This window comes from Peribacillus sp. NPDC096622, from assembly GCF_044762665.1.
GTDB lineage: Bacteria > Bacillota > Bacilli > Bacillales > DSM-1321 > Peribacillus > Peribacillus frigoritolerans_B.
Window position 1 is genome coordinate 287,151 of the sequence record NZ_JBIWES010000002.1, and the last position, 12,787, is coordinate 299,937.

The 12,787-nt window shown below is 44.6% G+C and carries 15 protein-coding genes; all 15 read left to right on the forward strand.

Annotated features, from left to right (window positions below):
- The first annotated feature begins 83 nt into the window (after nucleotides 1-83).
- The 15 genes from ACIQYG_RS04745 (at nucleotide 84) to ACIQYG_RS04815 (ending at nucleotide 12,141) form a co-directional block, all read left to right on the forward strand.
- On the forward strand, nucleotides 84-1,226 hold the full coding sequence (locus tag ACIQYG_RS04745) for a sensor histidine kinase (protein WP_251426777.1): 1,143 nt from the start codon (nucleotides 84-86) through the stop codon (nucleotides 1,224-1,226).
- Nucleotides 1,227-1,273: 47 nt separating this feature from the next.
- Nucleotides 1,274-1,957: a response regulator gene (locus ACIQYG_RS04750; protein ID WP_402835833.1), complete on the forward strand. Its 684-nt coding sequence runs from the start codon at nucleotides 1,274-1,276 to the stop codon at nucleotides 1,955-1,957.
- A 188-nt stretch (nucleotides 1,958-2,145) separates the two neighbouring features.
- Nucleotides 2,146-2,988 (forward strand): DegV family protein, encoded by an 843-nt coding sequence (locus ACIQYG_RS04755; protein ID WP_402835835.1) that lies wholly within the window; start codon nucleotides 2,146-2,148, stop codon nucleotides 2,986-2,988.
- A gap of 123 nt (nucleotides 2,989-3,111) precedes the next feature.
- Nucleotides 3,112-4,503 (forward strand): ATP-dependent helicase ComFA, encoded by a 1,392-nt coding sequence (locus ACIQYG_RS04760; protein WP_402836345.1) that lies wholly within the window; start codon nucleotides 3,112-3,114, stop codon nucleotides 4,501-4,503.
- On the forward strand, nucleotides 4,496-5,188 hold the full coding sequence (locus ACIQYG_RS04765; protein ID WP_402835837.1) for a ComFC family protein: 693 nt from the start codon (nucleotides 4,496-4,498) through the stop codon (nucleotides 5,186-5,188). The genes ACIQYG_RS04760 and ACIQYG_RS04765 overlap by 8 nt, the downstream gene beginning before the upstream one ends.
- Before the next feature lie 98 nt (nucleotides 5,189-5,286).
- Nucleotides 5,287-5,706, forward strand: coding sequence for a TIGR03826 family flagellar region protein (locus tag ACIQYG_RS04770; protein WP_402835839.1), 420 nt, complete (start codon nucleotides 5,287-5,289; stop codon nucleotides 5,704-5,706).
- Nucleotides 5,707-5,930: 224 nt separating this feature from the next.
- A complete protein-coding gene (gene flgM, locus ACIQYG_RS04775) occupies nucleotides 5,931-6,194 on the forward strand; it encodes a flagellar biosynthesis anti-sigma factor FlgM (protein ID WP_402835841.1) in 264 nt (87 codons plus the stop codon).
- Between the two features lie 77 nt (nucleotides 6,195-6,271).
- Nucleotides 6,272-6,760 (forward strand): flagellar protein FlgN, encoded by a 489-nt coding sequence (locus ACIQYG_RS04780; RefSeq protein ID WP_402835843.1) that lies wholly within the window; start codon nucleotides 6,272-6,274, stop codon nucleotides 6,758-6,760.
- A gap of 30 nt (nucleotides 6,761-6,790) precedes the next feature.
- The gene (flgK, locus tag ACIQYG_RS04785; RefSeq protein ID WP_402835845.1) at nucleotides 6,791-8,350 is read left to right on the forward strand and encodes a flagellar hook-associated protein FlgK; all 1,560 of its coding nucleotides are present in this window, start codon (nucleotides 6,791-6,793) and stop codon (nucleotides 8,348-8,350) included.
- A 15-nt stretch (nucleotides 8,351-8,365) separates the two neighbouring features.
- Nucleotides 8,366-9,244, forward strand: a complete 879-nt coding sequence (flgL, locus tag ACIQYG_RS04790; protein ID WP_402835847.1) for a flagellar hook-associated protein FlgL — start codon at nucleotides 8,366-8,368, stop codon at nucleotides 9,242-9,244.
- A 38-nt stretch (nucleotides 9,245-9,282) separates the two neighbouring features.
- Nucleotides 9,283-9,858 (forward strand): DUF6470 family protein, encoded by a 576-nt coding sequence (locus ACIQYG_RS04795; protein WP_402835849.1) that lies wholly within the window; start codon nucleotides 9,283-9,285, stop codon nucleotides 9,856-9,858.
- A gap of 16 nt (nucleotides 9,859-9,874) precedes the next feature.
- A complete protein-coding gene (fliW, locus tag ACIQYG_RS04800; protein WP_402835850.1) occupies nucleotides 9,875-10,318 on the forward strand; it encodes a flagellar assembly protein FliW in 444 nt (147 codons plus the stop codon).
- Entirely contained in the window at nucleotides 10,318-10,551 is a 234-nt protein-coding gene (csrA, locus tag ACIQYG_RS04805) for a carbon storage regulator CsrA (protein WP_402836347.1), read from the forward strand. Before fliW ends, csrA begins: the two co-directional genes overlap by 1 nt.
- Nucleotides 10,552-10,690: 139 nt before the next feature.
- Nucleotides 10,691-11,881 carry a flagellin N-terminal helical domain-containing protein gene (locus ACIQYG_RS04810; protein ID WP_402835852.1) on the forward strand — a complete coding sequence of 397 codons (1,191 nt, stop codon included), beginning with the start codon at nucleotides 10,691-10,693 and terminating at the stop codon, nucleotides 11,879-11,881.
- A gap of 137 nt (nucleotides 11,882-12,018) precedes the next feature.
- The gene (locus ACIQYG_RS04815) at nucleotides 12,019-12,141 is read left to right on the forward strand and encodes a hypothetical protein (protein ID WP_402835854.1); all 123 of its coding nucleotides are present in this window, start codon (nucleotides 12,019-12,021) and stop codon (nucleotides 12,139-12,141) included.
- Nucleotides 12,142-12,787 lie beyond the last annotated feature (646 nt).

The following is a 12,787-nucleotide window of genomic DNA, read 5'->3' on the forward strand; positions in this document are numbered from 1 at the left end:
AAAGGGAAAGAACTTTTTTCCATATACATAGTCTTTAAGACAATAAATTGTTTAAGTCTTTTGATTTAAGTGGAGGGGTCTTAATGTCCATAAAAAAGGTTGATGCTAAAGCATTGGACAAGATCTTAGAAACAATGGTGAGCACTGTTAGTGAAAGTAAGGATGAAGTCTTTGATATCGGCGAACAATGCCGAAAGGATTTCGAGTCATTATCAAAAGAGCTTGATGATGTGAAAATCAGGGTTGCCATTGTGATAACCGACAGCGATGCACTGGATTCAAAAGCCAGGTTTGCTCGAAAAAGGCTTTCAGAAGTCAGTATGCACTTCAACCATTTTTCTGAAGAACAGGTGCGCGATGCATATGAAAGGGCACATAAGCTGCAAGTAGATTTACAAATTAACCGGCAATTGGAAAAAGAGCTCCGTAATCGCCGGGATGAGCTTGAGTTAAGGTTAAGGGGTTTGCAGCAGACAATCGATAAAGCGGTGCATCTCGTCTCGCAAATATCGGTAGTGCAGAATTATTTGACACAGGATCTTAAATTTGTGGGGGAAGCCCTTCAAGAAGCGAAACGCAAACAGGACTTCGGCCTGAAAATAATCGAAGCCCAGGAGCAGGAACGCAAAAAGCTCTCACGTGAAATTCATGATGGTCCGGCGCAAATGCTGGCAAACGTCATGATGCGCTCAGACCTGATAGAACGGGTGCAACGGGAGAGAGGGCCTGATGAAGCGTTAGTGGAAATCCGCAGTTTAAAGGTCATGGTAAGGAATGCTTTATATGAAGTGCGAAGAATCATCTATGACCTTCGTCCTATGGCGCTTGATGATTTAGGGCTTGTTCCTACCCTCAGAAAGTACCTGCAAACGACCGAAGACTATAATAATGGCGTGAATCTGAATTTCGTCAACCTTGGGCAGGTCAAAAGGCTCCCTTCCGATATGGAGGTCGCTTTATTCAGGCTGGTTCAAGAGGCTGTACAAAATTCATTGAAGCATGCGGACCCAAAACAGATTCAAGTAAAACTGTCCATTTCCAAGGAGATGGTGACCGTCGTCGTCAAAGATGATGGAAAGGGATTTGACTCTTCGATTCAAAAAGAAGGTTCATTTGGCTTGGTGGGAATGAGAGAAAGAGTCGAGCTGCTGGAAGGTGAAATGACGATCGATTCACAACCGGGGGCGGGCACTTTGGTATTTATCCAAATTCCCTACCATTTATAAATTATAGAGAATAGACATATTAAACAGAAACTAGGAGGAAGAAGCCGTTGAAGACTAGTATCATCATAATCGATGACCATCAGCTTTTCCGTGAAGGCGTAAAGCGCATATTAGATTTTGAATCATCCTTTGATGTTGTTGCCGAGGGTGATGACGGAAGCGAAGCTATGGATCTCGTTGAAACACATAAACCTGATGTTGTTATCATGGATATCAACATGCCGAACATGAATGGGGTCGAAGCAACAAAAATGCTCGTGAGCCGTTACCCTGAAACAAAAGTCATCATCCTTTCCATTCATGATGATGAAAACTACGTGCAGCACGCATTGAAAACAGGAGCACAAGGTTATCTGTTGAAAGAAATGGACGCAGACGCATTGATTGATGCTGTGCGTGTAGTCGCTGAAGGCGGCTCATACCTTCATCCGAAGGTCACCCATAACTTAGTTAAAGAATATCGCCGCTTAGCAGCTGAAGAGGGTACTGATCGTGATTCCGTACATACGATAGAAATCAGGAGGCCGCTTCACCTATTGACTCGACGCGAGTGTGAAGTGCTTCAGCTTTTAGCGGACGGGAAAAGCAACCGGGCCATCGGCGAAACCCTATATATCAGTGAAAAAACAGTCAAGAACCATGTGAGTAACATTCTTCAGAAGATGAATGTGAATGACCGTACACAAGCGGTTGTCCTAGCTATTAAAAACGGCTGGGTAGAAGTGAAGTAATTAAAGCGTTCGATAAGTCCGGCTCTTCAGATTTCGCAATGCGTGCTGAAGGGCTGGATTTTTTTATTGGGTGGATAATTATATTCAAATTTTTGGAAATGAAGAAAGCTATTTAATGCAAATAAAGGCATTTTCAGATAGAATGTTGAATATGATACGAAGTAAATTTATATAAGGATGGTACTATTATGAAAACCGCAGTCGTAACAGATAGCACTGCATATATACCAAAGGAAATGCGTGATCGTTTACATATACATATGATGCCGCTTAATGTCATTTTTTCCAATGAAGCTTACCGGGAGGAAGTTGATATTACTGCGGATGAGTTTTATGAGGAAGTAAAGAGGCAGGAGAAATTGCCGACCACTTCACAGCCTCCAATCGGGAAGTTTGTCGAGAAGTTCGAGGAACTGCAAAAAGAATATGATGATTTAATTTCCATTCATTTATCGAGCGGCATCAGCGGAACCTATCAAGGAGCGGTATCTGCAGGTGAAATGGTCGAGGGAATTAGGGTTCATGCCTTTGATTCGGAAATCAGCTGCATGGTGCAGGGGTTTTACGTGATCGAGGCTGCAAAGCTGGCACTTGATGGTAAAGGTCCAGAAGAAATCATGGCCAGGCTTGAAGAAATGAAACCATCGGTCAGGGCATACTTCATGGCAGATGACCTATCCCATCTCCAGCGAGGCGGCCGCTTAAGCAGTGCCCAAGCTTTGATTGGCAGTCTGCTTCAAGTGAAGCCGGTCCTCCATTTTGTTGATAAAGTCATCGTCCCATTCGAAAAAATCCGTACAAGAAAAAAGGCGCTGAAACGGATTGCTGATTTACTTGGAGAAGACGCGGCGAGCGGCGAGAAATATAAAGCCGTCATCATTCATGCTAAACGGGAAAGTGAAGCTAAAGACTGGAAAGCCGAACTTGAAGCCCGGTTCCCAAATGTCGAGTTCGACATCAGCTACTTCGGTCCAGTAATCGGAACACATCTGGGCGAAGGCTCGATGGGGATGGGCTGGTATAAGATTTAAGCTGTAACGCCTTTACTAAGTGAAAGGCGTTTTTTTATGGAGCAAAAAGGAATCCGGGAGTTAAAAGCGAATGATAAGGGGGAGTGTAATTTATCAAGAAATGGAGGTTTCAGTTTGAAAAAAATGAGCATTTCCCCGCCTTATTCCCCGGAACTTCAGAACCATCTCATCGGAAAACATCTTTTGGCCTTCGAAATCCCCTTCTCCCAAGAACTCCTCGCAAAGCATATCAAGAATGGGTATGTCTCGGAAACTTGCGGCGTGCAATCCGGGAACGGCGGTTATCGCTGTGTACGCTGCGGTAACAAAGATCAAACCTTGTTTTATACTTTCCCTTGCAAGATTTGCAATCAAGATTGCACTTACTGCCGCTCATGCATCATGATGGGACGGGTCAGTGAATGTGCAAAGCTTTATAGGTGGACAGGTCCCGGCATTCAATTTACGATTCCTGACAATGTGCTGAGGTGGGCGGGCACTTTATCGGCAGGTCAACAAAATGCCTCCGACTGTGTCGTTGAAGCCATAAATGGAAAAGATGAATTCCTGGTATGGGCTGTATGCGGGGCAGGGAAGACGGAGATATTATTTCCGGCGATTGAGGCAGCCTTGCATGCCGGGAAACGGATTTGTTTGGCAACACCGCGAACCGATGTCGTTCTCGAACTTTCCCCAAGGTTAAAAAAAGCTTTTCCTGGCATTGGAGTCACGACCCTCCATGCCGGGAGTGAAGATCGCCATGGTTTTTCGCCACTGACCGTTTCCACGACCCATCAGCTTTTCCGTTTTATTGAAGCTTTCGATGTCATCATCGTTGATGAAGTCGATGCGTTTCCCTACTCAATTGATGATTCGCTGCATTATGCGGTTAATAAATCGAAAAAGGTATCCGCGGCAACCATCTACTTGACCGCTACACCTTCGAAAAGGATGCAGCGGCTATACCGAAGCGGCAAATTGAAAGCCGTCATAATCCCGGCCCGTTATCATCGTAAGCCAATCCCCGTCCCTGAAATGAAGTGGAGCGGCAATTGGCAAAAACTATTTCTTCAAAAAAAGATTCCCCCCAAAATCAACGGATGGATAAGTGAACGCCTTAACCGGAATATCCCCTTCCTATTGTTTTTTCCAAGCATTAGAGTGATGGAGCAGGTCCTTCCGCTGTTTCAAGGGCTGTGCCCTGAATTATCGATTGTCCACTCCCGGCACCCCGATCGAAAGGAAAAAGTAATGGCACTAAGGAATGGAATTGTTCCAGGATTACTGACCACGACCATCCTGGAGCGGGGCGTGACAATTGAGCGGTTGGAAGTAGCCGTGATCGGTGCTGAACATGAAGTGTTTTCCGAAAGTGCGCTCGTTCAAATTGCCGGGAGGGTAGGAAGAAGCTTTGCTTATCCTGCCGGTACGATCACCTTTTTTCATTACGGTAAAAGTAAAGCGATGGTCAAGGCGGTTCACCATATACAAATGATGAATAAAGATGCCATGAAAAGGGGGCTGCTGGATGAATAGATGTCTTGTTTGTGATGAAGGAATGGAGCAAGCTTTGACATGGAGGAGCCTCCTTAAGCAGGCGGAGGCAAGGGCAATTTGTGAAGGATGTGAGGGGAAACTCAATAGGATAACCGGAGAAACATGTTCAATGTGCTCAAGGGAGCTGGGAGGGGATCATATGAACGGTGACCTCTGTCTCGATTGTTCAAGATGGGAAAGGAATAGGGAATGGGGAGGCTATTTGTCGAAGAACATATCGCTATTTCATTATAATGAATACTTAAAAGACATGATTGCTAAATATAAGTACCGGGGGGATTATGCGTTAGCTGAGGTTTTCGTCCCCTTTTTGAAAGAAAGGTTAAAGGACATGGAATTTGACCTGGTAACGGCCATCCCGCTTAGTGATGAACGACTTAAGGAGCGGGGATTCAACCAGGGACAGGCTTTGGCAGATCTAGCTGGGCTTCATCCGTTTGAGACCTTGACAAGAATCCATACGGAAAAACAATCAAAAAAATCTCGTCAAGAGAGAATGTCATTACCGCAGGTTTTTCAGGTCATGCAATCTGATTTGCTGGAGCATAAATCTATTTTGATCATCGATGACATATACACAACAGGCACAACTCTCAGGCATGCAGCCAAAGCATTGATGACGGCTGGGGCAAAAGAAGTATCATCCATCACCCTGGCTAGGTGAAAAAGCTTATTTTAATAAACATCCTAAAGTATCGCCGGGATTATTCGATATATACAGTACTGAAGAATAATCGCCGTGATGGTGAAGGAGGGGCCTCGATGGATGTATTCAACTGTCCAAACTGTAATTCGTTATTCGTCATGACGAAATTCCGTGATATATGCGATGCCTGTTATAAAGAAGAAGAAGCCCAATATGATAAAGTTTATGCATATATTCGCAAGAAAACAAATAGAACGGCGTCCATGATGCAGGTGGTTAAGGAAACCGGCGTTGAAGAAACGTTAATTATTAAATTTGTGAGAACCGGAAAGCTTAGAATTTCACAGTTTCCCAACCTCGGAATTCCATGTGAAAAGTGCGGCGCTAACATCAAGAGCGGAAGGTTATGCGACAAATGCGGCGATTCACTGCGTACGGATTTGCAGGCATTTGAAATTGAAGAAAAGCGCCTCACTGAAATTCAAGGAAATGATAAAAAAAGTACGTACTACATGAAGGATGATCAAAAAGGGTAATTCATTCATGGAAACATGATGCAGTATTTGTTAAAATATTCGATATTGAGAACAATGTTCGACAATGGGTGTCGAAGGAAAGATTACAGCAAACAATTAAAGAAATCCGTTCCTTGTCGATAATAAAGATAGGGAGAATAACACAGTCCAGAGCCATTTTCATGTGTTAATGAATCGAAACATAATGGGATTTATAAAATCGACCGAAGGAGAGGATCTGGAATATGAAAATCAATAACGTCGGTATGACAGGTGTTAACCCTTATAATCTTCAAGCCAATAAAACGGGGAATATCAAAGAATCCAAGGTCAAATCCTCGGATAAAGTTGAAATTTCCTCAGCGGCAAAAGAAATGCAGCAATCATCTCCGTTTCTTGCTGCAAGACAAGCAAAAGTGGATGAACTGAAAATCCAAATTGAAAAAGGAAATTATAAATTGAATGCACAAGCAACGGCTAAGGGTCTCATCGATTTTTACCGGAAATGAATTTTCAATGAAAAAGCTTGAATGAAGTGGACGGAGCCATTTTCCGTCCTTCATTTATGAGCGGAGGAGGCAGCGAAATGTCTGCACGGAACATCATCGGATCGCTTGAAAAATTGATCAGGCTTCATAAAAGCTTCAATCAATTGGCGATAAGAAAAACGGCCATTTTGAAAGCAAATGATACCGAGGCGATTACTGCCCTGCTGATTTCGGAACAAAAGCATATTAAAGCGATCGGCCAGACGGATAAGGAACGAGAAAGGGCAGTCGAGGAATTTCTTGCAGCCAATGGAACGGCTGGACAGCATGCCTCCATCCATACCGTGACGGAACTGACAGGACCAGAAGAAACGGAAGTCCTTGAAATGCTAAAAGCGGAATTGATTGATGAAGTGGCAAAGCTGAAGGAGCGGAACGGTTTAAATCAGCAATTGATCTATCAGTCCCTTCAATTCATCAATGTCTCCTTGGATATTCTGAGACCTCAGCACCAGAACCTGAATTATGGGGATTCGGTTGGGAAAACGGCGAAAATCGGCATGGGAATGTTTGATTCCAAAGCATAAGAAGCAGAAAAAAGATGGAGGTGCGAGCAAATGATTTCAACCTTTATGGGTCTTGAGACCGCCAAACGCGGATTATCCACCTCTCAAGGGGCCTTGTATACAACAGGAAATAACGTGGCCAATGCCAATACATTAGGATATTCAAGGCAGCGGGTCAACTTGGTCCAGACGTCGGGCTTTCCTACTGTCGGTTTGAACAGCCCGCGCGTTGCCGGCCAAATCGGGACAGGGGTGGCAGCTGAAACGGTTCAGCGGATCCGCGACAGTTTCCTGGACGCACAATACAGGACACAAAGCAATAAAATCGGTTATTACGGGGCCATGAGCGAATCCCTGACGAAAATGGAAGGTGTCATGAACGAACCGACCGACAGCGGATTGGCTGCCACGATGGAGAAGTTCTGGAATTCGCTGCAGGGGCTGACGGCGAATACGGAAAACTCGGGGGCGCGTGAAGTCGTTGCCTCGACGGGCGCCATGGTCGCGGATACCCTAAACTACTACTACAACTCGCTGACGAATGTTCAAACGGATATCGGCAATCAGATAAACGTCAAAGCGAACGAAATCAATACGCTCATCAGCAGTATTGATCAGCTTAACCAACAGATCAGCAAAGTGGAGCCGCATGGATATATCCCCAATGATCTTTATGATAAACGTGATGTGCTCGTAGACAATCTCTCACAGCTTGTCAGCATTAAAGTGAATAACGTCATTCCGACGGATTACGGCGGAGCCAGTGATGTGGCCACAGGGCTATACAACATCGAATTGATGCAAGAAGACGGTTCGTCTTTTGTGCCGCCCATCAATCTAGTCAGTGTTAACCAAACCGGGATGGTGGGAACTTCGAAAGTTGAAGTTAGCCATGATAAAACGACAGGTATGGTGGACGGATTGAAGTTTGGTTCGAAAACATTGACCGATTACAAATTCTCGGGAGAGCTATCCGGTTTGATCAAAAGCTTCGGCTATAAGAAGGCTGATGGGACGATCGGCGGCGCTTATCCTGATATGCTGAAAAAGCTCGATAATATGACGACGGCTTTCGTGAATGAGTTCAATGCCATCCATAAACAAGGTTATGCCTTAGGTGATGACAACACTTCAACTATGAACTTCTTTGAACTTGAACCTGGTAAGAGTGCCGCCCAAAGCATCTGGGTGAATGGTGAAATCGTGAAGGATCCCACAAAAATTGCCGCCGGCGGAAAAAGCGGAGGGGCATCCGGTGATAATGAAAATGCCAAACTCCTGGCTGACCTTAAAAAGAAGGCGTTCAGTGAGTACTCGACTAAAGACCAAAATTCTGACGAATTGACGGGAAGCTTCGACACCTATTATTCCGGTATCATCGGAAAGCTTGGGGTGGATTCCCAAAGCGCCCAAAAGAACCTTTCCAACTCTGTCGTCCTTGCTGCCTCCGTCAATCAAAATAGGGAGTCTGTCAGTTCCGTATCCCTTGATGAAGAAATGACAGACATGATCAAATTCCAGCAGGCATACAACGCATCTGCAAGAATGATGACGATGATGGATGAAATGCTCGATAAAATCATAAACGGAATGGGTACAGCAGGCCGTTAATAGGAGGGGACGAATATGCGGGTAACGCAATCGATGCTAACCAATAATATGTTGAGCAATTTAAGCAGCAGTTATGAAAAGATGTCCAAGCTGCAAGAGCAGGTTTCCTCTCAAAAGAAGTTCTCCAAGCCATCCGATAACCCTGTTGCGGCCATGATGGGAATGGGGTACCGGACAAATCTCAATCAAATAGGGCAGTATCAAAGTAACATTGCCGAGGCGACCAACTGGATCGACAGCACGGATGATGCCATTACGGAAGCGGTTTCCGCCATGCAGCGGATTCGTGAATTAACCGTTCAAGGCAGCAATGGGACGTATGAAGGGGAACAACTGAAAACCATTACAGAAGAAATTAAACAATTAAAAGAGCATCTCATAACTCTTGGCGACACACAGATCGGCGGGAAGTATATTTTCAACGGCCAGGATACGAATGTGAGACCATCTTCCGTTAAAGATGGCAATGGAAATACGGTGTATGGCACAGGGGACATAAACCTTGAAGTGTTTTCCGGGATTTCCCTTAAAATAAATACGGACGGTTCCAAGATTTTTGGTGATGCACTCGCTGCCGGCGGAAGCATCGACCAGACAATCGCGGCACTCGAAAACGGTGGGGACGTAAGCGGCACATTGGAAGGACTTGACGCAACGATAAACACCTTCTTAGGCATGCAGGCACAGGTTGGCGCAAGGCAGAATCGGATTGAGCTGATGACGGACCGTCTCAAGCAGCAGGAGGTTTTTGCCACTGAAATCCTTTCGAAAAATGAGGATGTCGATATCGAAAAGGCGATCATGGATTTGACGACCCAGGAAAGTGTCCATAGTGCGGCATTAAGTATCGGCGCAAAAATCATGCAGCCGAGTTTATTGGATTTTCTTCGTTAAGTTATTCTTAAATGGATAGCTTTTTTCTATAAGGAGTGATGATGATGCAGATTCCACAAATCAGATTGCAATCCACCCCAATGAAGATTGGATTGAATATAGAGCAGCCTGTACAGCAAATCGAACAGAAGGCGGCGGTCCAATCCATTAATCAGCCGCAAGCGACCCTGGAGATTCAAACCACCCCAGGCAAGCTGACAATCGATCAGTCACAAGCAAGGGAAGACATGGATTTGAAAAGCCTATCAAGAAGAGTCGATGAATTTGCGCAGCAGGGATATCAAGATTGGCTGGCGGGTATGGCGAGACGTGCCCAGCAGGGGACGGAGCTGAGGCATATTGAAAAAGGCGGTAATCCACTGGCAGATCAGGCCAGGCAAAACAGCAAAGGACCTGAGAAGCAGTTCAATCTCGGCTGGATCCCCTCTCCATTCAGCGTAAAGCTTGACTACCAGCCAGCGGAAGTGAAGATTGAAGCAACCGCCCAAAAACCGATCATTGATGCTCAAATCAATAGGGTGAACCATACATACACACCAGGCAGTGTGGATGTCGAAATTCTACAAAAAAATGCGCTAGAAATAGACTTCATCAATCTATTTCCGGATGAATAAGGTAGTGAAAACATAGATGATTCTACAAACAAAATTTCATGGCGAACTCGAATTGGCAGAGAAAGAGATTTATGTATTTGAAAGCGGGATACCAGGATTTTTAGAAGAAAAAAAGTTTTGCTTGCTAGCTTTGGATGACACGCCCTTTTTCGTCCTGCAATCGACAGAAACAAAAGAGCTTGCCTTCATTGTAACAGATCCTTTTGAATTGTTTCATGATTACGAAGTGAAGCTTACTGATGAGGTATTATCTTCTTTGCAAATAGAAACGGAACTGGAAGTCATTACTTTCGTCATCTTAACGATCCAGGACCCTTTCAATGAAACGACGGCGAATCTCCAGGCCCCAATCATCATGAATGGCCCAAAAAAAGTCGGAAAGCAATTCATCATGAATGCTAGTGAATACCGTACAAAGCACAGACTGTTTGAACCTCCAGCAGAACAGGGGGGCGAATGATGCTCGTATTGACCAGAAAACCGAATGAAGCGATCATGATTGGCGATGATATCGAAATTACGATCCTGTCCATTGAAGGGGAACAGATCAAACTCGGAATCAATGCCCCGAAAAACGTCGATATCCATAGGAAGGAAATCTACCTTTCCATCCAGCAGGAAAATAGAAAAGCCTCCAAAACAGAAACCAATTTTCTGGAAGGAATAAATGAGTATTTCAAGAAAAAATCGTAAAATACGCTAAATATGTTTCCAAGCAGGTCGATATTAAGTATACAACGATGAGCAGTGAAATAGGCGGCCGACTTATTCACTGCCTATCGTAACTAACCACATGGACGTGGGGACTTAAGGACTCAAGGAGGAAACATAAATGATCATCAATCACAATATCTCAGCTCTAAACACGCACCGTCAATTATCAAGTGCGACGAATGCACAATCCAAATCAATGGAGAAACTAGCTTCAGGCATGCGCATCAACCGTGCAGGCGACGACGCTGCCGGTCTTGCAATCTCTGAAAAAATGCGTGGACAAATCCGCGGATTGGACCAAGCTTCCCGTAACTCACAAGATGCTATCTCTTTAATCCAAACTGCTGAAGGTGCATTGAACGAAACGACTGACATCCTTCAACGTATGCGTGAACTTGCTACACAAGCATCAACGGATACTAATACAACTAGTGACCGTGGAGAAATCCAAAAGGAAATGGATTCATTAACATCTGAAATCAACCGTATTGGTAATACTACTGAATTCAATACTCAGAAACTATTGAATGGTTCTAAGGATTCAGCCACTACTGGTAACTTAGCTAAGGTTGAATTTGATTTAACTGGAATGACAGCAGGGTCTATAGATGTTTTAGGAGAAAATGTAGCCTTTGATACTGACGCGGGTACTACAGCTACAGCTATAGAAACAGCAATCACTGGCGATGCTGATTTAAATGCAAAATACGATGTTACCGTTACTGGTAACAAAGTGGAGATTGTAGCGAAATCAAAAGGCGAGGATACTGATTTAAAAGCAGATCTTACTAAAGGTACTGGTGTTACAGACAAAACTGTCACAACTACAGAAGGAAAAGCTGATGGAGCAGGTCTTCAATTCCAAATCGGTGCAAACGAAAACCAAAGCCTGACACTTGAAATCGGTGATATGCGTGCAAGTGCTCTTGGGTTGACTGGTACTGGTACAGGCTTCACAGCTGGTACAAATGTAAGCAATGGTACAGATTCTAAAGGTGTTGAATCCGGCCTGGATGTTTCTAATGCTAAAAACGCATCAGCAGCTATCACAAAAATCCAAACAGCGATTGATACAGTATCAGCTGAACGTTCTAAACTAGGTGCTAACCAAAACCGTTTAGAGCATACTATCAACAACTTAGGTACTTCTTCTGAAAACCTGACAGCTGCTGAATCACGTGTCCGTGATACAGATATGGCTAAGACTATGATGGAGCAAACTAAGAACTCAATCTTGGCGCAAGCATCTCAAGCAATGCTAGCTCAAGCGAACCAGCAACCGCAGGGCGTTCTTCAGTTACTTCGTTAATTGAAAAGCTAGCCTAACAAGAAAGGGTCTGACACTTGTGTCAGGCTCTTTTTTTGTACTGATTGAAGGGTGTAAGGAACACTGCGATGTGGAAAAAAAGAGATTACTGCCCCTAAAAAGGAAGGGACCATTCGTTTATGTCACCAAGGAATCTTATGGCTACAATCCTATTTGAGTATGATGGTACTGCAAAATACATAGATGAAGATGTCAGTAATGTGTATGGTGAAATGAGTTGGATGGGTTATATCAATTCCTAGTACCCTCTCAGATTCATTTGAATAATGGGGAAGTCCTATAATTAAATAGTCAGTCATAATTTCTTCCAAAAGTAGAGAAGTGATTATCACTTCAGTTTTAATCCTTCTATTTAAAAAAAGACTTAGGTAAAAGGAGCAATCTAACGGTTAATACAAAGTTGATTGGAACGGAAGGTGCGAGACTCCTGCGGGAATACGCGTCCAAGGGAGACCCCGCAGGTGCAAAAGCGCCGAGGAGGCTCCCGGGACCGCCCGCGGAAAGCAAGTGCCTGGAGCGGAAGTGAACGGTCACAGTATAAACCCTAAAAAAACGTGTGGGCAATTGGGGTTCCAATTTAGGTTTCTGGAGATCTGATTAGAACGGAAGGTGCGAGACTCCTGCGGGAATACGCGTCCAAGGGAGACCCCGTAGGCGCAAAAGCGCCGAGGAGGCTCCCGGGACCGTCCGCGGAAAGCGAGTGCCTGGAGTGGAAGTGAACGGTCACAGTATAAACCCTAAAAAAACGTGTGGGCAATTGGGGGTCCAATTTAGATTTCTGGAGATCTGATTGGAACGGAAGGTGCGAGACTCCTGCGGGAATACGCGTCCAAGGGAGACCCCGTAGGCGCAAAAGCGCCGAGGAGGCTCCCGGGACCGTCCGCGGAA